Origin of the sequence: Novosphingobium sp. THN1 (genome assembly GCF_003454795.1) — a bacterium.
In the GTDB taxonomy this organism is placed as follows: Bacteria; Pseudomonadota; Alphaproteobacteria; order Sphingomonadales; family Sphingomonadaceae; genus Novosphingobium.
Genome location: NZ_CP028348.1, coordinates 1017712 through 1044472 on the forward strand (window position 1 = coordinate 1017712; position 26761 = coordinate 1044472).

25 protein-coding genes and 2 pseudogenes are annotated in these 26761 nt (G+C 60.8%); 11 read left to right on the forward strand and 16 right to left on the reverse strand.

The features are described 5' to 3' along the window. The first annotated feature begins 5 nt into the window (after positions 1 to 5). The 3 genes from C7W88_RS24500 to C7W88_RS21670 all read left to right on the forward strand — a co-directional run bounded on the left by C7W88_RS24500 (position 6) and on the right by C7W88_RS21670 (position 2759). Complete coding sequence (locus C7W88_RS24500) at positions 6 to 707, forward strand: carboxylesterase family protein (protein WP_118075622.1); 702 nt, start codon at positions 6 to 8, stop codon at positions 705 to 707. Then, entirely contained in the window at positions 632 to 1666 is a 1035-nt protein-coding gene (locus C7W88_RS21665; protein WP_162896295.1) for a carboxylesterase family protein, read from the forward strand. Before C7W88_RS24500 ends, C7W88_RS21665 begins: the two co-directional genes overlap by 76 nt. A 91-nt stretch (positions 1667 to 1757) precedes the next feature. Continuing rightward, complete coding sequence (locus C7W88_RS21670) at positions 1758 to 2759, forward strand: LacI family DNA-binding transcriptional regulator (RefSeq protein WP_118075626.1); 1002 nt, start codon at positions 1758 to 1760, stop codon at positions 2757 to 2759. On the opposite strand, the gene C7W88_RS21675 is transcribed toward C7W88_RS21670, so the two are convergent. Then, positions 2756 to 4000 (reverse strand): glycoside hydrolase family 68 protein, encoded by a 1245-nt coding sequence (locus C7W88_RS21675; protein ID WP_162896296.1) that lies wholly within the window; start codon positions 3998 to 4000, stop codon positions 2756 to 2758. The two genes, C7W88_RS21670 and C7W88_RS21675, sit on opposite strands and share 4 nt — an antisense overlap. 260 nt (positions 4001 to 4260) lie before the next feature. On the opposite strand from C7W88_RS21675, the gene C7W88_RS21680 reads away from it, so the two are divergent. Continuing rightward, entirely contained in the window at positions 4261 to 6606 is a 2346-nt protein-coding gene (locus tag C7W88_RS21680) for a TonB-dependent receptor (RefSeq protein WP_118075630.1), read from the forward strand. 66 nt (positions 6607 to 6672) lie between these two features. Continuing rightward, complete coding sequence (locus C7W88_RS21685; RefSeq protein ID WP_118075632.1) at positions 6673 to 7656, forward strand: alpha/beta hydrolase; 984 nt, start codon at positions 6673 to 6675, stop codon at positions 7654 to 7656. Positions 7657 to 8083: 427 nt separating this feature from the next. Here C7W88_RS21685 and C7W88_RS21690 read toward each other — a convergent pair whose 3' ends face one another. Both C7W88_RS21690 and C7W88_RS21695 read right to left on the reverse strand, forming a co-directional pair. Beyond that, positions 8084 to 8347 (reverse strand): hypothetical protein, encoded by a 264-nt coding sequence (locus C7W88_RS21690; RefSeq protein ID WP_118075634.1) that lies wholly within the window; start codon positions 8345 to 8347, stop codon positions 8084 to 8086. 149 nt (positions 8348 to 8496) lie between these two features. Continuing rightward, a complete protein-coding gene (locus C7W88_RS21695; RefSeq protein ID WP_118075636.1) occupies positions 8497 to 9000 on the reverse strand; it encodes a hypothetical protein in 504 nt (167 codons plus the stop codon). A gap of 165 nt (positions 9001 to 9165) precedes the next feature. On the opposite strand from C7W88_RS21695, the gene C7W88_RS21700 reads away from it, so the two are divergent. Further along, complete coding sequence (locus tag C7W88_RS21700) at positions 9166 to 9507, forward strand: hypothetical protein (protein WP_118075638.1); 342 nt, start codon at positions 9166 to 9168, stop codon at positions 9505 to 9507. Positions 9508 to 9599: 92 nt separating this feature from the next. On the opposite strand, the gene C7W88_RS21705 is transcribed toward C7W88_RS21700, so the two are convergent. From C7W88_RS21705 to C7W88_RS21715, 3 genes are all read right to left on the reverse strand, one after another. Beyond that, positions 9600 to 10232 (reverse strand): tyrosine-type recombinase/integrase, encoded by a 633-nt coding sequence (locus C7W88_RS21705; RefSeq protein WP_118075640.1) that lies wholly within the window; start codon positions 10230 to 10232, stop codon positions 9600 to 9602. A 304-nt stretch (positions 10233 to 10536) separates the two neighbouring features. Next, entirely contained in the window at positions 10537 to 10683 is a 147-nt protein-coding gene (locus C7W88_RS24220; RefSeq protein WP_240345035.1) for a type II toxin-antitoxin system RelE/ParE family toxin, read from the reverse strand. A 160-nt stretch (positions 10684 to 10843) separates the two neighbouring features. Then, the gene (locus C7W88_RS21715; protein WP_118075641.1) at positions 10844 to 11089 is read right to left on the reverse strand and encodes a type II toxin-antitoxin system ParD family antitoxin; all 246 of its coding nucleotides are present in this window, start codon (positions 11087 to 11089) and stop codon (positions 10844 to 10846) included. Between the two features lie 170 nt (positions 11090 to 11259). Here C7W88_RS21715 and C7W88_RS21720 point away from each other — a divergent pair. The 4 genes and pseudogenes from C7W88_RS21720 to C7W88_RS23040 form a co-directional block, all read left to right on the forward strand. After that, positions 11260 to 11760, forward strand: a pseudogene (locus C7W88_RS21720) (tyrosine-type recombinase/integrase); the annotation flags it as partial. 396 nt (positions 11761 to 12156) lie between these two features. After that, positions 12157 to 12363 (forward strand): hypothetical protein, encoded by a 207-nt coding sequence (locus tag C7W88_RS21725; protein ID WP_118075643.1) that lies wholly within the window; start codon positions 12157 to 12159, stop codon positions 12361 to 12363. After that, positions 12356 to 13351, forward strand: coding sequence for a sensor domain-containing diguanylate cyclase (locus tag C7W88_RS21730; protein WP_118075645.1), 996 nt, complete (start codon positions 12356 to 12358; stop codon positions 13349 to 13351). Before C7W88_RS21725 ends, C7W88_RS21730 begins: the two co-directional genes overlap by 8 nt. 68 nt (positions 13352 to 13419) lie before the next feature. Further along, entirely contained in the window at positions 13420 to 13608 is a 189-nt protein-coding gene (locus C7W88_RS23040) for a hypothetical protein (RefSeq protein ID WP_162896297.1), read from the forward strand. An 11-nt stretch (positions 13609 to 13619) separates the two neighbouring features. Here C7W88_RS23040 and C7W88_RS21740 read toward each other — a convergent pair whose 3' ends face one another. Together C7W88_RS21740 and C7W88_RS21745 are read right to left on the reverse strand one after the other, a co-directional pair. Then, on the reverse strand, positions 13620 to 14807 hold the full coding sequence (locus C7W88_RS21740) for a PepSY domain-containing protein (RefSeq protein WP_240345036.1): 1188 nt from the start codon (positions 14805 to 14807) through the stop codon (positions 13620 to 13622). A gap of 2 nt (positions 14808 to 14809) precedes the next feature. Then, positions 14810 to 16921: a TonB-dependent siderophore receptor gene (locus C7W88_RS21745; RefSeq protein ID WP_118075649.1), complete on the reverse strand. Its 2112-nt coding sequence runs from the start codon at positions 16919 to 16921 to the stop codon at positions 14810 to 14812. Between the two features lie 460 nt (positions 16922 to 17381). Here C7W88_RS21745 and C7W88_RS21750 point away from each other — a divergent pair. Next, positions 17382 to 18034: pseudogene (locus tag C7W88_RS21750) on the forward strand (IS5 family transposase); the annotation flags it as partial. 69 nt (positions 18035 to 18103) lie between these two features. Here the strand turns inward: C7W88_RS21750 and C7W88_RS21755 are convergent. The 8 genes from C7W88_RS21755 to C7W88_RS21780 form a co-directional block, all read right to left on the reverse strand. Beyond that, the gene (locus tag C7W88_RS21755) at positions 18104 to 19492 is read right to left on the reverse strand and encodes an alkaline phosphatase (protein WP_240345037.1); all 1389 of its coding nucleotides are present in this window, start codon (positions 19490 to 19492) and stop codon (positions 18104 to 18106) included. Positions 19493 to 19641: 149 nt separating this feature from the next. Next, complete coding sequence (locus C7W88_RS25010; protein ID WP_370073267.1) at positions 19642 to 20196, reverse strand: phospholipase domain-containing protein; 555 nt, start codon at positions 20194 to 20196, stop codon at positions 19642 to 19644. Next, on the reverse strand, positions 20151 to 21065 hold the full coding sequence (locus C7W88_RS25015) for an alkaline phosphatase family protein (protein WP_370073268.1): 915 nt from the start codon (positions 21063 to 21065) through the stop codon (positions 20151 to 20153). Before C7W88_RS25015 ends, C7W88_RS25010 begins: the two co-directional genes overlap by 46 nt. A 20-nt stretch (positions 21066 to 21085) precedes the next feature. After that, positions 21086 to 21760 (reverse strand): alkaline phosphatase family protein, encoded by a 675-nt coding sequence (locus C7W88_RS25020; protein WP_370073269.1) that lies wholly within the window; start codon positions 21758 to 21760, stop codon positions 21086 to 21088. A gap of 20 nt (positions 21761 to 21780) precedes the next feature. Beyond that, positions 21781 to 22776, reverse strand: coding sequence for an ABC transporter permease (locus C7W88_RS21765; RefSeq protein ID WP_118075653.1), 996 nt, complete (start codon positions 22774 to 22776; stop codon positions 21781 to 21783). Next, a complete protein-coding gene (locus C7W88_RS21770) occupies positions 22763 to 23446 on the reverse strand; it encodes a phosphonate ABC transporter ATP-binding protein (protein ID WP_118075655.1) in 684 nt (227 codons plus the stop codon). Before C7W88_RS21770 ends, C7W88_RS21765 begins: the two co-directional genes overlap by 14 nt. After that, a complete protein-coding gene (locus C7W88_RS21775) occupies positions 23443 to 24393 on the reverse strand; it encodes a phosphate/phosphite/phosphonate ABC transporter substrate-binding protein (protein ID WP_118075656.1) in 951 nt (316 codons plus the stop codon). The genes C7W88_RS21770 and C7W88_RS21775 overlap by 4 nt, the downstream gene beginning before the upstream one ends. Positions 24394 to 24486: 93 nt before the next feature. Then, positions 24487 to 26667 carry a TonB-dependent siderophore receptor gene (locus C7W88_RS21780; protein WP_240345038.1) on the reverse strand — a complete coding sequence of 727 codons (2181 nt, stop codon included), beginning with the start codon at positions 26665 to 26667 and terminating at the stop codon, positions 24487 to 24489. Between the last annotated feature and the right edge of the window lie 94 nt (positions 26668 to 26761).

Sequence of the window (26761 nt, forward strand, 5' to 3'; positions counted from 1 at the left end):
GAGCCATGCAGAGGCGGGATCTCATCCGTGCTGCATCCATGGCCGGTGCGGTTGGTCTGGCACCATCGATGACATTGTCTGCGCAGGAGAATGTCGTGCTGCCCGCCGACGCTGATATTGATACCGGTCTGGACATTACCACGGCAATGACCACTGCCGGTCCGGTCCGAGGCTACCGGCAGGGCGGGGTGAAGATGTTCAAGGGTGTGCCCTATGGCGCGCCCACGGGCGGGGCCGGTCGTTTCCGCCCGCCGCGCCCACCCCGGGCGTGGGCAGAGGTTCGCTCGTGCCTGCACTATGGCCCGATCGCGCCCCAGGACAAGGGCACCGGCCGCTTCCAAGACGAGGAAGCCTTCATCTTCCGCTGGAACGATGCAGTGGAGGACGAGGACTGCCTGCGGCTCAACGTCTGGACCCCGGCGCTCGACGACGCGCCCCGTCCGGTCCTCGTCTGGCTGCATGGCGGCGGCTTCGCGGCGGGATCTGGTCACGACATCCCCGCCTTCGACGGCGCGAACCTTGCCGCGACCGGCGAGGCCGTGGTGGTCACGCTGAACCACCGGCTCAACCTGCTCGGCTTTCTCGACCTGTCGGAATGGGGGAGGAGCATGCCGCATCAGCCAATCTCGGAATGCTCGACATCGTCGCGGCCTTGCGCTGGGTGCGCGACAATATCGCCCGGTTCGGCGGTGACCCAACGCGCGTAACCATCTTCGGCCAGTCAGGCGGTGGCGCGAAAGTAACGGCATTGATGGCGATGCCGGAGGCGAAGGGGCTTTATCATCGCGCTATGGTGTTGAGCGGCTCTTTCGCGATGTTCAACACCCCTGATAAAGCGCGCAGGCTCTCGGTCCTGGTGCTCGAGGAACTCGGCATTGCCCGGGGCGACATGCCATCCTTGCAGGCGCTGCCCTATGTGCGGCTGCGCGCTGCGGCAGAGCGGGTGTTGGCGCGGATCAATCCGACATTCGACGGTTTCGTCGACGTGCGTCAGATACCGGACATGCTGAACTTCGCGCCCACGCTCGACGGGAAGATTCTGCTGCCAGATCCCCGCCATCCAAACCATGCCGCCAGCGACCCGCAGGTTCCGCTGATCATCGGCTCCACGCTCAACGAGTTCGTTACCGGGATCAACGATCCTGCCGCATTCGCCATGACTGACGACGAATTGCGGCGCAAGGTGGCGCGGTTCGTGCCCGCAAATGCAGAAGCTGCAATCGCTGCCCTTCGCGCAACAGGACCGCAGGACAAGCCATTTGCACTGTGGTCGCGGATGGCCACGGCGCCGATCCGCCAGGCCGTGATCGATCAGGCGCGGCGCAGGCTGCAAACCGGCTCTGCGCCGACGTGGCTGTTCTGGTTCACGTGGCAGTGTCCGGTGTTGGATGGGCGGCCGATGGCCTTTCATTGCCTCGACATCCCGTTCTGGTTCGGTAACGCCCGGACTTGTGCCTCGATGACCGGCGGCGGCAGGGAAGCAGTGGCGCTTTCGGGCAGTATGGTCAGGGCTCTGCTGGCATTTGCCGCCAATGGTGTGCCAAAGGCCCCGGACCTCCCGGCGTGGCGCGCGGTTTCGGGTGTTGACATGGCCTCGCTGCAGTTGGCCAGCAGCCCGGTCATGGTCGGTGAGGTCGATGCTGCTGAACGAGCGGTCCTTGCATGAATGCGCGCTTGCTGTTTGCCTCACGCGGCACTGTGTGTAGGTGTTTGCAACCGCGTGCAAAGCGCGTCAGGCAGCGATAATCGAAGAGAGTATGGTCAGCGTCAAGAACCTCAAGGAATTTGCCGAATTGGCGGGCGTATCGACTGCCACTGCATCGCGGGCGCTGACAGGTTCCGGGCGCGTAAGCGACGATACGCGCAGGCGCATCGCCGCCTTGGCCGAGAAGCTCGGCTATCAACCCAACATCGCCGCGCGCAACCTGCGCACGCAACGGACGATGACGATTGGCGTGCTGGTTCCTCTGGGGCACGAGGCGCTGCAGCACCTTTCGGACCCGTTCTTCAACACGATGACCGGCTTTCTGGCCGATGCCTTTGCCGAACACGGCTACGATATGCTGCTGTCGCGCGTGCTGCCGGGCAACGAACGCTGGATGGATCGGTTCATCGGCAGCGGGCGGGTCGACGGCATTGTCGTTGTCGGCCAGTCAGACCAGTTTCACGTCATCGAGACGGTTTCGCGACGCTATGAACCTATGGTGGTCTGGGGCGGCTATTCGCCAGGGCAGCACCACTGCTCGATCGGTTCCGACAATCGCCTCGGTGGCAGGCTGGCGGCGACGCACCTGATCGAGCGGGGCTGCCAACGGATTGCCTATGCCGGCCCGGTCGAAGGATCGGAATTCGGGGAACGCGTGGATGGTGCCCGGCGGGCGCTGCTCGAAGCCGGCATGGCGCCCCTGCTCGAACTGCCGACCCACTTCGAACCCGATGCCGCTTATGCAGACGTTCGGGAGAAACTGGGCGAACTGGCCGACATGCCCGACGGGATCGTCGCCGGGTCGGACGTGACGGCAATCAGCGTGATCCGCGCCCTGCGTGATCTGGGCCAACGAGTGCCGAACGATGTCCGCGTGATCGGCTATGACGGGTTGCCGATCGGCGAGCACATGAGCCCACCGCTGACCACGATAGACCAGCAGCTGCGCCACGGCGCAGAGCTGTTGACGCAGACGCTGCTGCGCCGGATCGGCGGCGAGGAAACCCAATCCAGCCAGATCGAACCGCACGTGATCGTGCGCGGATCGACCTAGATCACGCGCGATGTCGCGCCATCGAGCGCGATGCGGAAGAACGGCGCGGGGTGCCCGGCGAACCCTGCACGGCGCTGATCAGCCGTGGTGATCGCTGCCGGGTCCGCAATGCCTGGAAAATCGGCGAAGCCGACGACCTGCAGATCGTCCATCACCCACCAGCTGTATTCCTGCGCGGGAGCCTGCACTGGGTTGCCGGCAACCAGTCCACTGCCGTTGAGCAATGTGTAAGGCCCCAAAGGTCCGTCCGCGACCGCGCCGTAGAGCCCGGTCGGCCCGGACGGGCCGCCAGCGGCAAAGACCTTTCGCTGGGTCGACCAGAACAGGTAATAGCGACCAGCGACAACGCGCATGTGCGGGCGCTCGAGCTCGTTGTTGAGCCCTGCTGCACTGAGCACCGGCGGCAGCAGGCGCCAACCAGAAGCCGCGGCCCTCTCGGCCTCGGCCACGCCGATCACGCCGGTCCACTGCGAAGATGAGCGGGCGCACGAGCCGGTCAGGAACAGGAATGTCCGGCCGCTTGCCGGATCGCGGAAGAAGCCCGGATCACGAAAGCCGAAGATCTCGCCGCCGATGCCGGTGATCTGGTTGGCGACCATGTAGTCGTTGCCGTCTGCCACGACCGATTCAACAGGATTGGACCAGTCCGAGAGGGTGAAGCTGCCCTCACTCGCCTGGAACCGGCAGTTCGCTTCGAACAGGCGCTGCTCAAGCGTCACCACCGCCGACCCGCGCCGACCGGCTGCCGTGAAGTAGACCGTCAGGCGCTCCTGCGCTTCGTCAAGAACAGCCGAGCCAGACCATTCGCGATCTCCCGGCGTGAAGCCTTCGGGAAAAACCGGTTGGTGCAAGGTCCATTGCCCGTCACGCTCGCTCACCAGATGAATGCGGGCGAGAACGTGGCGAGCATCGGGGTCTGGCTGGGTCGGTGCCGTGAGCACCATCCACAAGGCTGCACCATCAAAGCGCGGCAGGCTGCCGTCCGCCTGTTCGACCGGCCACATGTCCCACAGATCGAATCCGGCGATGCGGGCACCCGGCCTTGGTGCGAAGGCGGGGATCGTGTTCGCCTCGGTCAAGGTCAGCCCGACAAGGTCGACACCAGACCAAGTGGTCGGCGCAGAGCCGGAAGCTTGGGCAACACGTTTGCCAGTATCGGAAACGGTGGTTGCCATCTTGCGCTCGTCCTCCTGCCTGATCACGCCGGAATACGACGCGGAATCGATAACACGTTCTGCCAATCATCCGCTCCGTCCACGCATATCAACGGCGGCAAGGCCACTGACACGCCCGAAAGAATCGCTTTATTTCCGTGGATGATCTATCGCCATCCACCGCCAGCATTCGACTGCACCCCTTCTTTCTAGGCGAGGGCAATCGATTGCGCAATTCCTTCTTTTGTGATGAAAGGAACGCCGACTCGGACAACGACGGGAACAGTCGCGTTCGAAGAGGTTGGGGGCACTTTCGTTCGGAAGGCCGCGCAAGAGAGGGAACACCAATGCACATTCGTTCGGTCCTGCTGGCTTCAGCAGCCTTTGCCGCATCCGCCAATTCCGCGCAGGCGCAGGATGCCTCCGCCATGCCGCAGGATGACGCGGCTACCGCACCTGCCGAAATCGTCGTGACCGCGCAGAAGAGCAGCGAGCGGTTGTCCAAGGCGCCGGTTGCGGTCAGCGTCGTGGCACAGTCACTGCTTGATCGCCAGGGCCTGACCACGAGCGAGCAGATTGCGACGACGGTGCCCACGCTCAAGCTGTCGCAGAACGGGTTTGCCATTCGCGGGATCGGTTCGAACAACGGCTTCAGCGGCTATTCCACTGTCGCCACCCAGTTTGACGGGATCTACAACCCGTCGCCCGTCGCCCTTTCGCTGGCGCTGTTCGATCTGGGCGCTATCGAAGTGCTGCGCGGGCCGCAGGGTACGGTCTATGGCCGCAATGCGACGGCGGGCGTGGTCAACATCAACACTGCCGATCCGGGGCGCAATTTCGGCGGCAGTGCCAGTTTGCAGTACGGTCGCTTCAACGACATCCGCGCGCAGGCCGCAGTCGATCTGCCGGTGAGCGATCTGCTGCGCGTGCGCGTGGCCGCCTTCCATCAGGTCAACGATGGCTACGGGCCGAAATTCGCCGCGCGCCGCTTCGACAAGGCCGATCTGTCCGCCGTGCGCGTGACGACGATCTTCGATCCGGCACCGAACATCAGTTGGCGCTTGTCGGGCTCCTATTCTCGCAATACCGGCACGGTATCTTCGGTATTCCTGCGCAATTACAACGTCTATCCGCAGGCAGACCTTGTTGCCGGGACATTCGGCCCAGTCACGATCGTGCCGTCGGACGCGATCAATCCCGGCCTCGACACTGTCACCAGCAACCGGCAGGACATCACCAGCTACGATCTGCGTTCGAAGCTGACGTGGAGCGCTACCGGCAATCTCAGCCTCACCTATCTGGCGGGTTATTCGCTGCTCAAGAATGACGGGGTAACTGCGTCGACCGGCGTATTCTCGCAGGAATACATCGATCACCGCACCAGGACGTGGTCGCACGAAATCGACGTGAATTACGAGAGCGGCCCGCTCAAGCTCGTCGGCGGCGGGTTCCTCTATGAAGATCGCCAGCCTTCGGGCACGCGCCTGCTTCATGCGGGCAACACTGCGCCAGCGCCGTTCAATCTGGTCTTCAACATCTTCGGCGCGAAGGTCGTCGGGGCCGGCAACCAGATCTCGACGATCGACGCGGTCGACGTCGTCAACACGTATGCCGGCGTCGGCAGCAAGTCGCGGGCGCTGTTCGGCCAGGCGACCTTCGCGGTAGTGCCATCCATCCGCTTCGTTGCGGGCATTCGTTCCACCTGGGATACGGTGACCAGCCACGAGCAGCAGCTGGTCTGCCCCGGCCAGTCCTTCACCCGCACCACCATCGATCCGGACACCTGCCCCACCTTCACCATCGCCTATACCGACGATCGCAACCGCCCGAGCGCGAAGTACAGCAAGGTCAGCTGGAAGCTGGGCATAGACGCCGATGTGACCGAGAACCTGCTCGCCTACGCCACGGTTTCGACCGGCTATCGCGGCGGCGGCCTGCAGCCCAGCTCCAACCCGGCAGGCTTCCGCGGCTATGCCCCGGAGACTGTCGACAACTTCGAGGCAGGCCTGCGCGCCAACCTGATGGGCGGCCGCCTGTTCCTTGGCGCCACCGCGTTCCAGATGAACTACAAGGACCTGCAGGTATCCTCAATCATCGTCGATCCGGTGCAGGGCCCGATCCCGGTGACGACCAACGCCGCACGCGCGCGCATTCGCGGGCTGGAGCTGGAAACGACGTTCCGGCCGACCCGGGCCGACCGCTTCACCGCTTATGTCTCGTGGCTGGATACGAAGTTCCTGCGCTTTGCCAACGCGCCCGACAATCTGCGTTCTGCCGATACGCTCTACAACATCTTCGCACCGATCCTCGGCTTTGTCCCCATCGCACCGGCGGTGGCCGATTACTCGGGCAACCGCCTGCCTTTTGCACCGCGTTTCAGCGGACGGTTCAGCTATGCACACGAATTCGAGACAGCGTCGGGCTGGAAGATCACTCCGGCGGTGGATTTCTTCGCGCAAACGGCAACTATCGCCAGTGTTGACAATGCCGTGCAGGGCCGGATCGGTGGCTACACCAAGACCGACCTCAACCTGCAGTTCGATGAACCGTCGGGCCATGCCTACCTCAACCTGTTCATGAACAATGTCGAGGATCGCCGTATCCCCACCACCATCGTACCGGTGTGGAGTTCGACCACGGCGAGCTATGCCCTGCCGCAAGCTTATGGCGTGCGTGTGGGTTTCAAGTACTGATCCCACCAACGGTGACAAGTGATGCGCCGGGGCCGATGGCCCCGGCAACACGGGCGGGAGTAGGTGATGTCGATGCCGATGGACCGCAGGCAGATGGTGCTGGGGAGTGGATTGCTGTTGATGAGTTTACCGGCCAACGCCGCACGTGAGCCGCTGAAGATTCCGCAAGGAGCAGGGCCTCTGCCCGCGGAGTGGATTGCCGCGCCATCGATTGCCTTGTGGGATGGCCCACCGCCCGGAAGTCCGCATGTTGCTCCCAAAGTGGCGACAACGCTCGATCCGACATTCATCACCGGGGTAGTGCGGCCGGAAATGCGCGTGTTTCGCCCCGCCCGGAGCAATGGGCGGGCTATCCTGGCGATCCCTGGCGGGGCCTACACGTTCGTGTCGATCAGGAACGAGGGCACCGATGTCGCGCGCGTTTTCACCGAGATGGGCTACACCGTCTTCGTGCTGGTCTACCGCCTGCCGGGTGAAGGATGGGCCGAGCGGGCAAACGTGCCACTGCAGGATGCGCAACGAGCGATGCGCCTCATCAAGAGCAAGGCGGCAGGTTTCAGCTTTGCCCTTGAGAGCGTTTCGGTCATCGGCTTTTCGGCGGGCGGACACCTTGCCGCATCTCTAATCACCGGTGGCATGGAAAAGACCTATGAGCCCCGTGATATGGCGGACAAGCTTGATCCGATGCCCAGCTGTGCAGCTTTGATCTACCCGGTCATCAGCGCCGAGCCGCCATTCACGCACCAGCAGTCAGCGCAGATGCTGCTGGGCGCTTCGCCTTCCCTTGAGGCAATCGCGCATCGCTCACCCGCGCGTCATGTCGGCCAGCAGACGCCGCCGACCTTCATCGTTCACGCAATTGATGACGAGCCGGTGCCGTACCAGAACTCGCTGCTGTTCCTCGAAGCAATGCGTGAGGCGAATCGCCCGGTCGAAATTCACCTGTTCGAGGAGGGCGGTCACGGCTTCGGCATCGGCCCGTCTAATTCCCCAGCGGGGCAGTGGACGAAGCTTTTTGATGCATTCATCAAGAGACATTGCACGGTCTGAATCTTGCAGCGCAACGCTGATCTTGCCGCTCCAGGGCGCGATCTGATCGGCAAGCGTCCCTTCTGCTACCTGCGAATTCGCAGCGAGTGTCGCCTGGCACCCAGCCATTCGATCACCAGTTTGTCGGGATCGATTCTGCCCTTCGTTCAGCACGCTGTAGCAATGGCGGAAAGACTTGGGCTGGGACTTTACCGTCATTCCCACGCATCGATCTCAGCGGGAGGTCCATCGCCAAAACCCGACATCCTACGAACAGTCCACGAGCTAAGAATTACGCCCGGAAGTGGGCCGTTTGCTGAACGGCAGGTTCTGGCAAAAACAAGGCTGAAGCCGCCATGCCGGTTTCGGGAACGTGCCGTAAAGCTGCCAATGACGCAAAGTGGGGTGGAAACCCGACACTACCAACGACCCGAACTCCGCTTGGTGCCTAGCCCAGCTCTAGCCAAGCGATGCGCAGTAGCGCTGCCAAGAGCAGTGCCGTGATAAAGAAGTATGGACCCGCCATTGAAGCCCAAACTACCCAGAAACGGATGGGGCTTTCTGATCTGATCGGCGGCCAAATCCTTCCGTTAGCCTTGCGGCTCCAGAACCAGAACCGACCGCGAACAGCGGTGCGGCCTAACTCAAAGGTCAGGTAAATCCATCCGCCGAAGAAAAGCGCGGACCAGAGATAACCGAGAGCATCCACCATAGTCGTACTCTACGGACGCCCCCCAATGTCCGCAACGGCGTCGCTCTGAGAAATTCCGCTTCTGGCGAAAAATCCGTTGGAGCTGCCCGGCAGGTTTCAAGATCGCGGTGGGTGCCTGCTCATGGCCGGGAATGGGTGGCTTTCTGCCATCAATTCGCGCCCTTGTCCGGCTCCGATTTAATGAGGTAGCCATCTTCGTCCCTATCAGCGGGAGTGGGATCGTTCGGATAGTTTTCAATCTCACCATTGGGAAGAATCTTGAACCAGCCAGATCCGTATGCTCCGTCGCCTGAAGTCCCCACTTGATAAACGACGCCCTGCTTCAGCGGCTTGGCCTTAACGTACCCGGTGCCGTCAGCACGAGGTCCAATCAGCGCATCCCCATAGATAATGGGGAACTCGTTTTTACACGACCTAACGTCCCTGAAATCCCACCAGTACACGCTTCCGTTTTCCACCAAGCCTTTGTCATCGCCGGGCTCTGACTTGGCCTTCGGTTCTCCATCATCAGCGGATACGTCAATGCTGTGGACGCAGTCAGGTTGAAAGCCAGAAGCAGGATCAACCGCAAACGCAACTTGCCCGTTGATTGTGATTGCAAGGAGTTCGTAGACGTAACTGCAACTGCCCAGAAGTGGCAGAAAGAGCAGCACGAGAAGGCTTCGACAGCGTGGCATTTCGCCTAATGTATCTGGGATTGCTTAAGTCGGCAAAGGCGTCGCTTTCTGAATGGCAGAAAACTGCCGCGATTGCGAAAAATCTGCCTTTCGGGTTCCGACGCCATAGCGGGCACTCGAGATTTGTCGCATGTTGGCGGGATGAAGATCAAGATTTTCGAGGCCAGCACGCAGATCGCTGAAGCGGAGATTTACGCGCTCGATCCACCCATGTGTGTCGCCATAGCTAAGTTTTTTCCGGTCGACGCATACGATCAGGCCCGCCATGCCAACGTGATCGACGGAGATTACGTTGGAGATCGTAGCGAAAATCTGCGGATGGAGATGCAGGATGGGTCAACTTTAAAGAGCCAAGCAATCTCCATTCAGGATTTTCCAATGCTGGACGAGCGAGAGGTTCACATACTTGGCATCTATGAGCCAAGCTTCGACGAGCTTTTCCGTGATCACCCAGACTTTAAAGCTTACTGGGGCGCCAGATAGCGTCCGCTCCCCACCCAGTTGCTGTCGAATTCTGCAGTTTTCATTGCCGCCAAAAGCGGCCATCGGAAGATGCCCGACGGCCGCATCAGTAGTCAGATTTCGGTGCGCTCGGCGAGGATCAGCGCATCCTCAATGTCAACACCCAAGTAACGTACAGTATTCTCAATCTTGGTGTGTCCCAACAAAATCTGCACCGCGCGCAAGTTGCCAGTCGCTCTGTAGATCATGGCAGCCTTTGTCCGCCGCATCGAATGAGTGCCGTAATCCTCGCGGCGTAAGCCGATCGCAGTCACCCATTCGTCGACAAGCCGCGCATATTGCCGAGTGCTAATGGGTCGACCATGATCGAACCGACTTGGAAACAAATAATCGGCAGCTGTGCCACCACGTCGCTGCAGCCATGCTGCCAGACTACTGCGAGCGTCAGCTGTGATCTCGAACTGCACTGGCCGACCGGTCTTTTGCTGGATCACCATCGCGCGGTTTCGGATATCTGATCCGGCAACGAGGTCACCCGTCTTCAACTTCACGAGATCACAGCCGCGGAGCTTGCTGTCGATTGCAAGGTCGAACAAGGCCCGATCCCGTAGTCGCGCTTCGCGATCAAGGAAGAAACGGATCGCCCAAATTTGCTTCTGGGTCAGGGGCCGTTTGGTGCCGACCGTCTTACCGGCATTCCAGGCCACCCGATTTTGCATGGCGGGATCAAGGTGAGAGTAGGTCATCGTTTTTCTCCGTGGCCGAGATTGGCCATAGAGAAGAACGGTCGCGAACTGGCCCGCAATCAGCGTAAGCTGCTAGCTTTCGTCGTCCCGCTATGACCGCTTTTGGGCAATGCGATGATCGCTGCCAATGACCGGGATTGGGGCGCTTTGCCGACCTTCTGCTTTCCCATTCAGGATCGGCAGGTTCTGGTTATATGCGACACTCACTGCTGCAAGCCTGAGCAACCGGGTCTGGTCGGCAGGAGAAACGCTAAGTGTGGAGAGTATCTCTGCGGATTGGCCGCCAGCGCGGACCTCTTCACGGCTAACCGTCGTAATTCGATGATGTCCAATCTTCCCGACCATGTCGGACACGCAGAATGATGACCTCTCCCTCATCTCCCACATCATAAATCACCAGGTGGGCCTTGTAGGGATGCACGCGAACTGGCGGCGAGATTTCCTCTCGCAAGCGCGCAGCCTGGGGATAGTCTGCGAGAAACGCGAAAATCGCGCACTCAGCCCTTCGGGATAAGCGTCAGCCTGCGGCAAGCCAAACTGCTCGCTGCCTTCCAGAAAAATGGCTGTCAGATCGTTGGCTGCAGCGCGTGTTAAGTGAAAACGTGGCACAGTCAGGCTTGCAGGCCTGACTGGTTGATCGCTCGCGCCCGGATATCCGCCATTGTCTCATCGCTCAGACCGCCAGCTCGGGCGTCGTCGACAAGGCGCTGCATGGCGGCAATCTTGTCGGCGCGTTCCTGGTCACGGCGGATAAGATCGCGCACATAGTCGCTGGCATTGCTATACCGACCAGTATCAGCTTGCGCTTCCACCCATCGCTTCATCGGATCGGGCAGCGAGATGTTCATCGTAGCCATGCAACCTCCATCTCTGAAATAGCAAAGATTGGCAAAGCTTGTCAATTTCTGTTCAGCCATGACCTACCCCCACGATTAGGGACCATTATGCAGTCGACACCTCGCAGCACCTTCCCCTGCGGCTGCCAGACGTTCTTCCGTTGGCCAATTCTGGCTATCGGAGAATGAACATGGAAATGCCTGAAATCCAACCGACATCCCCCAAGCGTCAGGTCTGGAACGCTGGGCGCCGTCGGTGCGAAGCGGGCGCTGAAGCCGAAGCAAATGTGGGAGATCCGCTCTTACCTCAATCAGCGCCGCCGCTTGCGGGATCGAGCCTTGTTCGACTTGGCGATCGACAGCAAAACGCGTGGCTGCGGCCTCGTGCAAATGCAAATCGGCGACATTGTCAGCGGCGGGCAGATCCGCTCACGCGCCATCGTGATGCAGCAGAAAACCGGTCGCCCCGTGGAGCTTGAATTGCTGCCCGAAGCCCGCGCCAGTCTGCTGGCTTGGCTTGAACGCCGTGGCAGCACGGTGGACGATGATGTCTTTCCAAGTCGGGTCGATCGCAACGGCCATCTCAGCACCCGCCAATATGCCCGGCTTGTCGATGAATGGGTGAGCGTGGTGGGCCTGATGCGAAGCGAAATGGCACCCACTCGCTGCGCCGGGCGAGGGCCTCGATCATCAAACTTGTCATGCTCGGGGCGCGTGTCAAAAACCTCTCCGATTGGATCAGCTAGTCAGTCTGGCATCGAGCTAGTCCAACTGGCACACACTGACAATCTGCAACCTTACATAGCAAAATACGTGCGTGAACGCCTTCAAGGGCGACGTTCAGCATTGCAGAACCAAACGTAAATGACGTGGCTTGGGACCTGTACGAACCCGCTGGCCGACCAGGGCAGTCACACATCCGATGCCATCGCGATGGTAGATTGCCCGCACCCTTGAAACGGGCCGCCAAAGTCGCGCGGAGATGCATCCGCTCCCCATTCTATCCACAGACGTTCGGATCGTTTCAGATATCCTTAAGTATTTCTGCTGAAAGAAATTTCCGAAGGTACACGATCGGGGGCCACCCAATGGCAGAACTTGAAGGCTTGGATTTGCCCCAAAGCGTCAGAGATTTGGTTTTGCGCCATCAACAGAACATTGCCGACCTGGTTGGACGCCTGCACGAGCTCGGGTTGGATGACATCAGTATCGAGGCCGCTGTGGATCCACTGATAGCCAGCTACCGCAGTCAGCTCGTCGAGGCCATGAAAGCACTGGGGTTTTCAAATGCTTGAGGCAAAACTTACAGACGAACAGGGCCGCATGGCAGCGCTCGAGCGCTATGCCGTTCTCGACACACCTCCTGCAGAACCGTTCGACCGGATTACCTCGCTCGTAAAGAGCATATTCAAGGTGCCAATCGCAGCGGTCTCGCTCGTCGACCGTGAGCGACAGTGGTTCAAGGCCATGGACGGACTGGCAGTCAGGGAGACGCCGCGCTCGGCCTCCTTTTGCGCGCATACGATTATGGATCGCACTGTTCTTGCGATCCCGGATGCGACCGCAGACCATCGCTTTACGGGCAATCCCCTTGTCGTCGGCGAGCCGTTCATCCGCAGTTATGCAGGCGCGCCTCTGTCCACGCCGGATGGGTACAATGTCGGAGCCTTGTGCGCGATCGACACCGTGCCGCGCAACTTCGACGAAAGCCAACTCGGCATCCTGTCCAGTCTTGCATCGCTTGTTGTCGACGAACTTGAACTTCGCCGAATTGCCGAAACGGATCATCTGACTGGCGCTATGAGCCGACGCGGCTTTGTCACGGCCGTTGAAACGGAGATCGAGCGCCATCGCCGCGGAAATCGCGGAAGTGTGCTGGTCCTGCTCGACATCGATCATTTCAAGTCAATCAACGACGAGTACGGGCATCCTGCAGGTGACAAAGTGATTCGCGTGGTGTCCTCCGTTTGTATGGGTCACTTACGTTCGAACGACGCGTTCGGACGCCTTGGCGGAGAGGAGTTCGGCATTCTTCTGACCGAAACCGATGAAGCCGGCGGCAGGGCAGCAGCCGAGAGGATGCGGGAAAGAATTGCCGAGATTGTCATGCCGGTCGCCGATGGTCGGCGTGTCACAGCAAGCTTTGGCATATCTGCAGTCCGCGCCGACATCGGCAACGCGGCTGCATGGATAGCCGAGGTTGACAAGGCATTGTACCTTGCAAAACGCAGTGGACGGAATCGATGTGTCATTGCCGACAAGGCTCTCAAGTCGCTGCTCTAGTCGGATCTTATGCGAGGCCTTTTTTGCCTCCCGTCTGGAGTCCTCCAGTCTGCCGCAGCGTAGTACCGATGGGTGAGGCCCGCATCAATGTTCAAGACGTGGAGCAAATGGCCGCTTGCGCCGAAGTCGGGCGCAACCAAAAACATCCCCATCTTGATGGCTGGAAGATCAAGGAGAGGGCTTCGGGCGTTTACCGCCCCACATTGCTCGCGCAGGATCGCTCGTCTCGTATCGGGGATGTCGAGCGAGCTTTGTAAGCTACCAAGCTTCAACTCGCCCCGCCAATTGCTCCGGGTGTCAGTGCGAGCGCGAGGATTACCAGCCCGGTGCAGATATATGCCCATGCACCCATTCCCGCCCAGGCGAGCCGGCCTGCGCTTCGCTGATCTTGATCGGCTTTCTCGAGACGCTTGGCATGGATGATCACGCCGGTCACCGACATTCCGGTCAAGACCATGCCAAACAGGAACCAGACCATCTTGGTGGAGAGCCCGCCCAATGTACCGAAGTGGAGGGGATCAGCCATTTCCGAAATGCGCTGATGAACGTCGAGATCCATGCCGTCGAGCACGGTGAGCACATGGCCGTCAGAAGGGTCTATCGCCAAGCCATTGGCGCGATCCCGGACCAGCCAGGCGCGATCCTGCCCCAGCAGAACGACGCCGTTGTCCGGCGTGAAGCGGATCTCGCGAATGTCCAGCCCCGGCCGCATGCGCTGCGCCTTGACGATCAGGCGGTCGAGCGCAGCGCCGGTGGGCGCGGGGACCACCGTTTCGACTTCGGTCAGCTTCGGCACCGCTGCTTTGCCGCCTAGTGTCTCGACAAGGTACCACACGCCTGTCAGCCCAATGAGGGCGACGAACCAAAGGCTCCAGAGTCCGCCAAGCCGGTGCAGATCGCCACTCAGCCGCCGCACATCGCCGCGTCGGGGCAGGCGGAAGAAGCCGCGCCACCACTTCTTGTAGGTAACGATGCCGGTCACGAGCGAGGCAAGCAGCAGCAGGGCCAGCGAACTCACCAGCGGAATGCCGATCGTGGTAGGCAGCATCAGATGGCGGTGCACCTGCCGCAGGAACCGATGGACGTTGGCCCAGCCATGTGTCCCGGTCACTGCCCCGGTCCAGGGGTCGACATAGACGCGTAGCGGAGCATCCCTCCCGGTATCAATCCAGGCCTCAGCGGCGAACCAGGGGTCGATCGGCGCATAAAGGGTCTGAAGGCGCCCCTGCGGCACGGCCTGTGCCGCAGCAGCGGCCAACGTGCCCCAACTTGCACGCGGGCCGTCCTGCGGCGAGACGCGCATTGCGGGCGTCACCAGCCAGTCAATCTCGTGCGCAAAAACAGAAAGCGTACCGGTCGCCAGGACGAAGGTCATGAAGATCGCCAGTTTCAGACCAGCCCAGCTGTGGATACGCCACCAAAGCGAGCGCCCTTTCTCCTCGCGCGTTTTCGCCACGATCAGAACCTGAAGCGCAGCTCTGCAAGGAACGTGCGCGGTTCACCCGGGAAGTGCCCGCTTTGCGCAGAAAAGCCCGAAGCCGCATAGATCTTGTCAAGAATGTTATCCACCCGCAGCAATAATTCCGCAAAGCCAAGACCCTTGGTGATAGAAGCATCGAAGACGGTGTATGGCTTCACTGTCTGCCCCGAAAGGCTGATGCGTCTTGAGACGTGCTCGCCACCGAAGGCGAAGGCCGTGTCGATCGCCGCCACCTGGTAGCGTGTCCAGAAACCGACCTTGTGCTTCGGAGCGTTGGCAAAGCGATCCCCGACGGCATTGGTGATCGCCTGTCCCTCAGCGGTCCCGGTGATCCTTGTATCGTTGTAGCCGTAATTCAGCAGGAGCACCCAATCCGGCGTGATGTCCGTCGTCAGATCGATCTCGAAACCCTTGCTCGTCACTTCGCCGATAGGCGCAAGCTGGTCCACGCCGTTCACTTGATTCTGCGCAGGATCGACCTGAAGAATGTTTCTGCGCACGATGCGATAGACAGCGGCATTTGCTTGAAGGCGCCCGCCGAACAACTGGGTCTTAACGCCGCCTTCCAACTGGTTTCCAGTGACCGGCGCGAACGGGCCGCCGGCATCGCTGCTCTGGTCCGCAGCAGCCTGAGGCTCAAAGCTTTGCGACCAACTGGCGTAAAGCGACACGTCCGGGCGCGGCTTGAAGATCGCGCCGCCCCGCAGCGTCACGTCGCTGTCGGAATAGAAGGAGCGACCGGATAAGGTGCCGCCGGTGCTCGTCGTTACGCCATCGTCGAACTTGTCCTGGCGCACACCTGCTACCAGCAGCAGCGCGTCCGATATGCTGATCTGATCCTGCAGATAGGCGCCCTGGCGCCTTGTCCGGGTGTCGGTGGTGTTGAAGGGCAGCAGCGCTGCGCGCGCTGCATCGCCAGTCCCGTTGCCATAGATGGGATTGCCAAGACTGAGCGAGGTCACCCCGCTGCGCAAGATGCGCGAATGCAGCACGCTCTTCTCATCATACCAGTCTGCGCCGGTCTGCAGCTTGTGCTCCATGCCCAGCACATCGACCCGTGCCGTCAGGTTGGTCATGAATGACAGGCCATGGACCGGTCGGATCTGGTCGCGGAATTCCCGGCGGACAAGATCGGGATTGGCCGGATCAAGCCCGCGCGGCTCATGATATTGCTGTTTCTCGGTCGCCTTGAAGTAACGCGCGCCCGCATCTAGCGTGACCCTGTCTCCGATTGCCGAGACATAGCGTGCCTGGTAGGCTTGTGAACGCAAGTTGAGGAAATCGGTCTTCTCGTTGGCGTTCCAGCGGATGTCGGTCAGGAAATTGCCGTCATTGTCGGCCAGCACTCCGCGCAGGCGGTTGGCTTGGAAATCGCTGTCGTAAATTGTCGCCTGGAGGGTCAGCTTCCCGCCCTGGTGGGTCGTTATGGCGAGCCCCGCGTCGCCAATCCGCGACTTGTTCCGGGTGTTGCGACGATAGGGATCCATAGCTTCATAGAAGCCGCCAAGCCGATATGTCATCACGCCGGCGCTGTCGACCGGGCCGGTCGCTTCCGTCGACAGACCCACGCGCTCGTAAGTGCCGCCAGTGACAACCGCGCGCAGGCCCGTCTGGTCGGAGGGTATCTTCGAGACATAGTTGATGATGCCGCCCGGCGATCCTGGTCCGAAAAACAGGCCCGCAGGTCCCTTGAGGACTTCGACGCGCTCGACATTGAAAAGCTGTGGGACGGAGAAACCGATGAACGGATTACCGCGCTGCCCGTCGTAGAACGACTGATCCTGTCGGAATCCGCGGAATGTGACGCCTGCATAGCTGAAGAAGCTGACCCCTGAAATGTTGCGATAGATGTCGGTTGCATCGCGTGCGCCCTGATCTGCGAAGAGGTCGGTGTTGATTACCTGGAGCGCCTGCGGGATGTTCATCGGGTCCTCGGCGACCTTGCCAACCGTGGTTTGCTCACTCCGATAGAGCCGCTGCGCCCGCCCGGTGACGATGATCTCATTAGCCGGTGCATCGTCCGCGGCGGGCCCAGCATTGACCGACGCGGTCTGGGCAAAGGCAGGGCAGGAGACCGCAAGGAGCGGCATGACAAGAGCTATTCTACGCGACAACGTGTTTTCCCTGTTGCAAGATGCGAATGAATCGCAACTCAGGCCAATAGGCACCTCAGTCGCATTCAATCAATTGCTAATGCGACTGATTAGCAATTTTTAATGTGGCATTTGGAGGCGTCGCCGCGTGACGGGGTGGCTTATTCCGAAGTCAAGCTCCGAACCTTTGCGAGCGTGCTGAACGAAAGGCAGAAGGCCGATCACCTCAGGAATGAGAGGCGGACGATCCGACGCAAGGCGAGACTTGCCAGTCCGATGGCTGACGAGCCGAATGTCTCACCCGTAAAGTTTCGGTGGAGCTGCACAAACTGCCATCTGCATCTGGTCTCGTTGACGCGCCGTCGTGTCCTCGATGCGGCTTGATAAGCTCACTGCTGTCTGCTCGGCGAGAGACTTCGCAAAGGCAACGCTCATCTGGAACCGGTCAACCACCGCAAACGGCATTCTCTGGCGGTTTCGGACCGGCTCGCCATGGGCCGAAGTGCCCGAGCGCTACGGCCCCTCGACGACCTGTTACAACCGGTTCGTCCGCTGGCGCAAAGCCGGGGTGTGGGACCGGCTTCTTGCGGCTGTTTCCGCCGCTTTCGAAGGCGAGATCGTGATGATCGATTCTACTTGTGTCCGCGTCCACCAGCACGGTGCGACGGGCAAAAAGGGGGCCCCGGAGATCGCGGCATGGGACGTTCCCGAGGCGGCCTCACGAGCAAGATCCATGCCCTCGTTGACGCTGACGGTCGTCCCGTCGCACTGCGCCTGACCGGCGGGCAGGTCCACGACAGCCAGGAAGCCGAGGCCCTGCTCGATGCGATGCCCGAAAGCGCCACGCTGCTGGCCGACAAGGGCTACGACAGCAACGCCATCCGTGAAGCTGCCGCGCGCAAGAATGTCTGGGCCAACATCCCGTCGCGTTCCAATCGCAAGCAGCGCTTCCCGTTCTCCGGCTGGCTCTACCGCAAACGCAACTTGGTCGAGCGCTTCTTCAATCGCATCAAGCATTTCCGCGGTATCGCAACCCGCTACGACAAGTGTCCCGAGAACTACCTCGCCGCCGTCAAACTCATCTGTGCCCGCATCTGGTGCGCCGCGTAATGAGTCTTCGGCCTAGAGCATGGAGCGTGTGCGCTCGACGTTATCCTACCCATGCGGCAGAACGGCATCTTAGAGATCTGCTAATCGCATCTCGACGTCATTACTTAGAGGAGAATCAGCAACATATGGGTCGGCCACTACGCGATACGTCGTGACCCACTGCTTGGTGCCGACCTCGAACCGGCAATAACCGCGCTTGCGCGCATTGAGGTAGTGGGCGTGCGGATTTGATGTCTTACTGTCTTCCATCTCACGCATCCAGCCGCAATCGGAACTGATCGACGTTCCCGCAAATTCATGCGCAACAGGCCGCGATGATGGATCGAACGGCCTTTGATGAAGTGTCATCGCTGCGGCACAGTGCCAGTCGCCGCTCATGATTACCGGGTTGGCAATGCCATCGGCCAGCGTTTCGGTAAGGCGCTCTCGAGCAGCAGGGTAGCCATCCCACGCGTCCATGTTCACTTCTGGCGCATCACCGCCTGCATCGAAACGCCAAGGCGACAGCCAAATCTGGGAAGCCAGCACGTTGTAGCGCGCGCTAGAGGCGCGTAATTCTCGCTTCAACCACTGTTCCTGCACAGCGCCAAGCAAGGTGCGGTTGGCATTCCCATATTGCTTGCAGGGCGCTTGACCTGGAAACCCTTCTCCGCAAACCTGGTCACTCCGGTACTGCCGGGTGTCAAGCAGGTGGACCTGGGCGGAGCCAAAGCGGAACACGTCGTTCATGGCAAGCGAAGCGGAAATGTCGTCGATCAGCGGTGGCCGCTCCACCGGCATATGCTCATACCATGCCTTGAACGCGGCTAGCTTCCTGACGCTGAATTCAAGCGCTGTCTGAGCCCGCGGGTCTTGCGGCACGTCTCCCGCCCAGTTGTTGTCGACCTCGTGGTCGTCCATCGCGACAATCCATGGAGCGGCGGCATGGGCTGCTTGCAGCGCACGGTCGGACTTGTACAGGGCGTAGCGGTTGCGATAGTCCCAAAGGGTGACGATCTCGGCGCTATTGTGCAGGCGAACGGTGCGAAAGCTGAGCGTTTCGCCCGTCTTTGCAACCGTGCGGGAGCCGATTGTGCCGATGCCACCTTCGTAGATGTAATCGCCAACGTGAATCACGCAATCGGGCGCCCATGCGGCAATATCGGTATAAGCCGCGTAGAAGCCGCTTTGCCAGGATTGGCAACTGGCTAGGGCGAGGCGGACATTCTCGGCATCGGGTGACGTGGTTCGTGTCCTGCCAAGCGGACTCTCGAAATCGCCCAGCGTGAAGGCGTACCAGTATTCCCGGCCCGGACGGAGGCCTTCGAGCTTCAGGTGTACTGAATGGGCATCGGCTTCGGGCGCTATGACGGTGCCTTCCCGGAGAAGCTTGCGCCGCTCGGCATCTTCCCAAACGCGGAAGCCAACCACCACGTCGCCTGCAGGCATTGCGCCACCTTGCAGCGGATCAACTGCCAACCGTGTCCACAAGATCACGCTGTCAGATCTGGGGGAACCTGATGCGACACCGAGCGTGAATGGATTGGTCTTTACAGCAGCGCGCGCCAGCGAGGCGGGCAGCAGGATTCCGGCTGCTGCCGAGCCGATGAACCATCGACGATTGATCATTACGCTTCCTTCGCAAAAGTGGCCGCCATGAGCGGATCGCTCACGCCGTTTGCGCCGTGCTCAATGCGACCTGCCGAGCGAAGGGAGAGACCTTCTGCGAGGATCGTGAAGTCGTACCAGTCGTAACTCGCGGAGGCGTCCCACCCTACGGTTTGCTCTGCTAAGGCGCCTATCATCAGGCGACGGGCGGCAGCGGTGCCATAGGCATCGTGATCGAAGCGAACTTCTACCGGCGCAGGTGCCGGGTTGTGCAGTACCACCGCCAGCTTCGGACGCCTTGGTATCTGTCGCAGGCGCACACGGGGCAAGGCGGATGGCTGGTCGGACTGGACTATAACGTGACGAACGAATCCGTTCGGCCCCAGAACCCATAGGTCACAGGCAGTGCCGCCTTCAAGCGACCAGACGTCATCAAGCCGCTTGCCCGGTTCGACAGTAAAACGTCTCGGGATCTTGTCGAGGTGAAGACGGTCGTAGACGTGGTAGACCACGCCGACGGTGCCATCGTTCAGAAAGTCCAGCCTAACTTCCCTGTCTGTGAAGATGGCATCCACCGCGAGCCGGTAGGGCAAGGCGCGCGAACGACGCAGGCCTTCCTCCTGGAACAAGCCCTGCGGCTCACGGGGGGAAGGATGCGCGGCTGCTGTTGATGCCGGGCGATAATGGCAATCGAGCCGGACACATCCGGAAGTTCGGGAAACCGTGCATCCGCGATGTTCGCAAAATCGAAGCAGGACGTGAGATCACCGCACACGGCACGATGCCAAGGGCTGATCCCCGGGATTTTCAAGTCGAAGCGCTTCTCCAGAAACTGACCGACAGAGGTGTGATCGAACACTTCGCTGTTGACCCAGCCGCCCTTGCTCCATGGCGAGACAACGTACATCGGCACGCGAGGCCCCAGCCCGAATGGGCGGGTGCGACCTGAAATCACGTCGTCGCGTGAGGTATGACGATCTTCGTGGTCATCGAAGTAATGACCATCAAGACGCAGGGTCGCCTTTCCTGCGACGGTACCGTCGGCGTTGTACGATGGGGGAGCTGCCGGTGGCAGATGATCGAACAGGCCATCATTCTCGTCGAAGGTCTGGAAGAACACCGTGCTGCCCCAGACGTCCGGGTTGGCCGTTAGCGCGTCGAGCACGCGGGCAGTGAACTCAGCGCCCTCGATCGGGGATGACGAAGAGGGATGTTCGGACCACGGCTTGGACGGAAGGACCCACGAAACAGCAGGTAGGGTGCCGTCCTTCACGTCCTGCGCCAGCCTTTCGAGTGAGTGATGCCGCATACCCTTTTCGTAGAGCGGGTCGCCCGCCTTGCAGTTGCGGAAGCCTTTGAAGGCCAGACCGCCGTGCATCGCTCCGGTCCAGTTGTCGTTCGGATCCTGATAAATGCGCCAGTCAACCCCGGCATCCTCAAGCACTTCGGGGATAGTCTTCCATGTCAGGGCATTGGATGCGTAGGTGTAGCCAGGCTCGGGGAATGCCCCTTGACCCAGCAGCGCAAATTGTCTGGCTCGCTACGGTCCGCCCGTGAATTGACGCCTTCTGCGCACAGCTCTGGATCGAAACCCGCGCCGGACCAGAACACGATACGGTTGGGATCTGTTCCGCTGGTGACCGAGCAGTGGTAAGCGTCGCAGATAGTAAAGGCTTCAGCCAACGCGAACTGGAAGGGGATGTCCTCGCGACGATAGTAGCCCATCGCGTAATCGGTCTTGTATTTGGGCCACAGTCCAAATTTGCCCTGGTTCCAGGCAGCCTGGGCATCGGCAAAGCTGTGCGGAGTACCCGGCACTTTCAACGCATCGGTGGTTTTCGTATCTAGATGGAACGGCAGCAAATGTCGCGCACCGTTGTGCTGCCACCATACTGGCTTTCCGCTTTCGAGGGGAACCGGATGACGATCGCCGAAGCCGCGTACGCCCTTCATCGTGCCGAAATAGTGATCGAAGGAACGGTTTTCCTGCATCAGGATCACAACGTGCCTGACGTCCTTGATCGTTCCGGTGCGCCGATGTGCGGGCAAGGCAAGCGCCCGGGCGATGCTGGCGGGCAGTCCAGCTGCAGTGCCGGCGACGGCGGCCGCTTTCAGGAAATCGCGTCTGGTGTTCGACATGGGGTTGCTCCCGCTGGATTTCAGGATGATTGGCGCTTGCGCAGGTAAGTGGCGAATTCGTCGAGTATGGCCACGACAATGAAGATGGCGAACACGATGGTCGTGGCATGGCCGAAGTCGTAAAGGTCGATGCGGCCCTTCAATTCCTGCCCGATGCCGCCTGCTCCGACGATGCCGATGACGGTCGCCATGCGCACGTTGCGGTCCAGGATATAGAGTGTTGCTGAAGCGAGGCTGGTGCGCACCTGCGGAAGCACCGCCAGCGCGAAGACCGTCATTCGGCCTGCACCGGTCGACCGCAGGGCCTCGATTGGACGCTGGTCTGCGTCGTCGAAGGCATCGGCGTAGAAGCGCCCGATGAAGCCAGCTGCGTGGATGCCGAGAGCAAGCACTCCAGCTGCAGGTCCAAAGCCGATCGTGCCAACGAGCAGCAACGCCACCAGCAATTCGGGCAGGGCCCGCAAGGCCGAGCAGGACATTCGCGCGGCACTCTGCATGGGGCGAGGCATTGCGATTGCAAGGGACCGTGCAAAGGCAAGCGGAAAGCCCCACAATACTGCCAGGATGGTGCCCCACAACCCGATCTCGATCGTCTCGACCATGCGCAAGGCTACCTCGCCAAGGTAGCCGAGTGGCGATACGAGCCATGTCCGCTGCGCGAGCAGGGTCCTCGGTCGCAGCGTTTCAGGATCAAGCTCTTGTACGGGCGCGGTCGAGGTTTCGAGCCGAGCAAGCGGTGGCAGGTTTTCGGGATCAAGACCCGGCAGACCGGCTACATCGGTCCGTGTCTCGATCTGGGGTGGCCAGAACCGTGATAAACCTGCCTTGGTGGTCGGACCTGCTGCTGCGGAAAGTGCCACGGCCACTCGGCCGAACTCCATGCGCGGCGCGCTTACCATGGCGAGCACAACGAGGGCGAGCAGCCAGATGCGCGGCTTCGGGAATGCGCGAGATCCGGCCAGCGTCACGCAGCACTCCTGCGTGGTTTCGGCAGCTCGTCCATCACTGCCCCCCATCCAGCCTGAGCACCCGGTCGGCGAAGGCCGCTGCCAGATCGGGCTGGTGAAGGGCGCAGACGACAGTCGCACCGTTCTTGCTGGTTTCCTCGACAATGAGCGACAGTACATCCCTTGCGGTTTGCGGATCGAGGTTGGCGACCGGCTCGTCGGCAAGCAGCAGCTGCGGGCGGGCAATGAGCGCGCGCGCCACCCCCACTCGCTGCGCCTGCCCGCCGGACAGATTGTCGGTACGACGGTGGTGCAATTGCGCATCGAGGCCCAAACGTTCGAGCAGCTCTGCAGCTCTTGCCAACAGCTCTTCGGGGATGCGGCCCGTTGCCAGTCGCCACCACGGCAGGTGCGGCGCAAGCCCGGCAACCACGTTGTCGAGCACGGTCGCCTGCAAGACCAGCCGGTGATCCTGATATGACATGCCGATAAGCGGCTGCAGACGCCGTCGCGACGCCCTGTCAAGCAGCGTCCCACCCAACAGAATCCGACCTGCCGTTGGAGCAAGCCTTCCGCCAAGCGCTGCAAGCAAGGTGGACTTGCCGGTTCCGGATTTGCCGAGAACCGCGCAAATGCTCCCCGAAGTCACCGCGAGAGTTGCGTGCTGCAGTACGGGCTCCCCCATGGCGTGGCGCAGCGTCAGGCCTTGAACCGCGATCGAGAGACCGGTGCCGGTCATCGCTTCGCTCGGTTCAGGATTGCTTCGACCCGTTCCGCAGTAAGTCGCGCTAACCTTGCACGCAGCGCGTCGAATGCCTTTTGATCAACCTTCGTGCTATAGGCATCGAGTGGCCTGCCAGCGTAGCCTGGCAAAGCAAGCCGCCGCTGCTCGATCTCGGCAAAGCCTTTGCGCAATTGTTCGCGCCGCTCGGCCGGAAGGCGGGTGCTGACCACGAATGGCGGATAGGGCATGGCCTCGCTTCGGGCGAGCACGCAAAGGTCGTCTAGGCCGGGCAGGCCCGACTGCAATGCACGATCAAACGAATCAAAGGAGATTGCGGCCGCATCCACACGACCTGCAACCACTGCTGCAAGACTTGCCGGATGGCTGCCGGTAAGCCTGACTTCGCCAAGATCGGATGCAGGATCCACCCCGGCATCCAGCAGCATGGCAACCGGCATCAGGAACGAAGACGTGGAATTGATGTCGCCAAAAGCAACCCGCTTGCCGTGCAGGTCCGACAGTGACTGAAAAGCCGCATCCTTGCGAACGAAGATGCCGGTAAAATAGCTTTGCCGACCCTTACGGATGCCTGTGGCGATTAACTGGGCACAATCCCGTTCGCGTGCCTGCAGGTAGGTGGCGGGCCCCACGAAGGCCAAGTCGGCACTGCCATTGCACAATGCTGCGACGGCGGCACTGTATGATTGGGTCACTGCGAACTCGAAGTGCATCCCGCTCGTCTCCGTAAGGGCGGCAAACAACGGCCTGAAGTCAGCGATTGTCCCGGTTGCGGTACCACCATCGGCTGGGATGAAGACGACCCGGACGGGATCCTCATTCCTTGGAAAGAGGCGATCATTATCCGCCGTGCGCTGAAATCCCGCGATGGACAGGATCAGCGCCAGGCCCAAGCCGAGCGCCAGTCCAGCCATGTGTTTTTGCGCAACTGCGATTTTGCCCATCACACCACCTGCCGCCCGCCGCTACGCCTTGGCTGTGACAGTGAAGTGACCGGGCAGCAGGGTGTCGGCCGTGATGGCCGACGCCCCCTTCGTTCAGAACGTCGTAGTGTAACTCACATAGACCGCGCGCGGCTTGCCCTCGAAGGGGTAGCCATAGAAGTAGTTCGGACTGGATGTGGTGATCTCGCCGCGCACGAAGGCTGAACTGAAGCGCTGGTTGCCATAGCCGTAGCGCTCAGCATACTTCTCGTTGAGGATGTTGACGAGGCGGACCTGGAAGCGGTGCTGGCGTTCCTCGCCGGCCCACCAACCCAGCGAGCCGTTGACCACCAGATAGTTGCCGAAGTTTTTGCGAAGGCTGTTGTTGAGACCGCCTGAAGCATATTCTGGCCCTTGATAGCGGGGGAACAGGTTGATGTGCCAGCGCTGGTCGGGCGAGTTCCAGGTCAGCGTGCTCTGGATCATGTATTCCGGCGTCTCGTTGATCTGGAGCGTCGATCCCTTGAGCCGTGCCTGTTGGCGGGTGAACCCCAGGTTGAGCGCCCACTCGTCGCCGACCGCCAGATTGAAGTCCGCCATCAGACCGCGGATCTGGGTCAGCGCGGTATTGTTGAAGAAGGTATTCGGCGTCAGGCCCGAGGTGCCTTGGATGCGGTTGGTGATATCGGTGCGGAAATAACCCAGTTCGGCGCTGATGTTGAGGGCCCCCGACGTCTTCTGGAAGCCGATTGCGCCATTGTATGTTTCGGTCGATTCCGGCTTGAGATCGGGATTGCCGACCGTCGTCGGGCTGTCGGCGAACAGTTCGTTGGTCTTGGGCAGGCTGTAGGACGTACCGCCGTTGCCGCGGATGTAGAATGCGCCAATTGGCTGACGCACGCCGAACTTCCAGATGAACTTGCTGTCGAAAGCGTTCGAAAAATCGAGGCGACCAGCAAGGCTGATGTTCGTCGAGGGGCTGAACGGCAGGCGGGGGCGCAAGTCGAGATAGATACCGGTGGTTCGCGTCCATTCGTTGGAAATGGGGAAGACCGGATCGGAATCGTTACGGTAGGACACCATCTGGACGCCGGCCACCGCTTCGCCCACGTCAGGCAGGTTCAGGGTGTTACGGAAGTTGAAGCCCCACTCCATGAAGCCAGAGACCTTCGAATCCGCGCCGAAGCCCTTGTTCGCATAGGCGATCGAACGTCCCGTGGCCGTACCGAAGGATATCTCCTTGCCGGTCTGTGTATCGACGCAGCCCGTCTTTACGCGACAGATTTCAGCGAAAGTTTCGGTATTGTTGAGTTTCGGGTTGCTCCAATAGGCATCGAACTGCGAGCCGAAGGTGTCGGACCACCTGTGGAGCACGCTGGCATCGATGATCGGATAGCGTACGCGGTTCGGCGAGTATGTTTCATTGTCAGGGAAAGCGTCGAAGAACTCGATCTGCGTGTACTGCCCGTTGATGTTGATCTCGGTCGCATCGCTTGGCTTGAAACGATATTTCAGGCCAACATTGTTGCGGTTCAACGGGTACTTTTGCACGCCACCTGCCCGGCGGACGTTGTCCACGAAATCGGCTGGATTGAAGATGCGCGGGCCATCGGTGTTCTGGCTGCTGCCGTAGACCATCACGCTATGAGCACCGCCTTCACCATCGAGCGCCATACGCGCATTGCCCCACAATTCGCGGGAGTTAAAGCTGCCGTAGCTTGCGCCAAGTTCCACACGGTTGGTGCCGTCCGGCCTCTTGGTGCGGATGCTGACAACGCCAATCCCGCCGTTCGATCCGAAAAACAGGCTGTTGCCACCGCGGAAGACTTCGACGGCCTCGATCATGTGCGGATCGATCGTGGTCGTACCCCAGATTTCTTCAAGCGCTGGACCGCGGTCGTAGAGAGGCACGCCGTCGAGCACGACAAGGGTATCACGGTCGCCGCCGCCATCGAGGCGGATGGTATATTCGCCCTCGTCCGGGGAGTAACCTACGTTGGCGCCTTTGATCAGGAACTGTGCGAGTTCGGCAAAGTTCGACGCACCGCTTGCGGCAATTTGCTCTGCGCCGACCACCTGAACGTAGTTGCCGTATACGATCGCTTGTTCCGCCTGCGGCGTCGCGCGTTCACGATGGCCAGTCACCACGATGTTGCCCGGGCGTTCAGCTTCAGCCTCGGCTTCGGCGCTTGCCGGAGCAGTCTGATCCTCGTTCGCGCAGGCGATTGTCGGTAAAAGGCTGGCGGTCAGGTAAAGCGTTGCCGAAGCCATTCGCCCTCTGGAAATCGTGGTCATGCGGGTTCCCCGTTTGCTGTGCTGCTGTGCTGCATTCGACCCAGCACGCGGGCATCTGGTGTGCCCGGTTTGCTGCGACTGCGAAGGGGGGCTA

What these genes read in the sequence shown, in the direction of transcription:
- C7W88_RS24500 (WP_118075622.1), top strand. Translation starts at nt 6, where the DNA reads ATGCAGAGGCGGGATCTCATCCGTGCTGCATCCATGGCCGGTGCGGTT.
- C7W88_RS21665 (WP_162896295.1), top strand. Translation starts at nt 632, where the DNA reads ATGCTCGACATCGTCGCGGCCTTGCGCTGGGTGCGCGACAATATCGCC.
- C7W88_RS21670 (WP_118075626.1), top strand. Translation starts at nt 1,758, where the DNA reads ATGGTCAGCGTCAAGAACCTCAAGGAATTTGCCGAATTGGCGGGCGTA.
- C7W88_RS21680 (WP_118075630.1), top strand. Translation starts at nt 4,261, where the DNA reads ATGCACATTCGTTCGGTCCTGCTGGCTTCAGCAGCCTTTGCCGCATCC.
- C7W88_RS21685 (WP_118075632.1), top strand. Translation starts at nt 6,673, where the DNA reads ATGTCGATGCCGATGGACCGCAGGCAGATGGTGCTGGGGAGTGGATTG.
- C7W88_RS21690 (WP_118075634.1), bottom strand. Translation starts at nt 8,347, where the DNA reads ATGGTGGATGCTCTCGGTTATCTCTGGTCCGCGCTTTTCTTCGGCGGA.
- C7W88_RS21700 (WP_118075638.1), top strand. Translation starts at nt 9,166, where the DNA reads ATGAAGATCAAGATTTTCGAGGCCAGCACGCAGATCGCTGAAGCGGAG.
- C7W88_RS21705 (WP_118075640.1), bottom strand. Translation starts at nt 10,232, where the DNA reads ATGACCTACTCTCACCTTGATCCCGCCATGCAAAATCGGGTGGCCTGG.
- C7W88_RS21715 (WP_118075641.1), bottom strand. Translation starts at nt 11,089, where the DNA reads ATGGCTACGATGAACATCTCGCTGCCCGATCCGATGAAGCGATGGGTG.
- C7W88_RS21725 (WP_118075643.1), top strand. Translation starts at nt 12,157, where the DNA reads ATGGCAGAACTTGAAGGCTTGGATTTGCCCCAAAGCGTCAGAGATTTG.
- C7W88_RS21730 (WP_118075645.1), top strand. Translation starts at nt 12,356, where the DNA reads ATGCTTGAGGCAAAACTTACAGACGAACAGGGCCGCATGGCAGCGCTC.
- C7W88_RS23040 (WP_162896297.1), top strand. Translation starts at nt 13,420, where the DNA reads ATGGGTGAGGCCCGCATCAATGTTCAAGACGTGGAGCAAATGGCCGCT.
- C7W88_RS21745 (WP_118075649.1), bottom strand. Translation starts at nt 16,921, where the DNA reads ATGCCGCTCCTTGCGGTCTCCTGCCCTGCCTTTGCCCAGACCGCGTCG.
- C7W88_RS25020 (WP_370073269.1), bottom strand. Translation starts at nt 21,760, where the DNA reads ATGTCGAACACCAGACGCGATTTCCTGAAAGCGGCCGCCGTCGCCGGC.
- C7W88_RS21765 (WP_118075653.1), bottom strand. Translation starts at nt 22,776, where the DNA reads ATGGGGGGCAGTGATGGACGAGCTGCCGAAACCACGCAGGAGTGCTGC.
- C7W88_RS21770 (WP_118075655.1), bottom strand. Translation starts at nt 23,446, where the DNA reads ATGACCGGCACCGGTCTCTCGATCGCGGTTCAAGGCCTGACGCTGCGC.
- C7W88_RS21775 (WP_118075656.1), bottom strand. Translation starts at nt 24,393, where the DNA reads ATGGGCAAAATCGCAGTTGCGCAAAAACACATGGCTGGACTGGCGCTC.
- C7W88_RS21780 (WP_240345038.1), bottom strand. Translation starts at nt 26,667, where the DNA reads ATGACCACGATTTCCAGAGGGCGAATGGCTTCGGCAACGCTTTACCTG.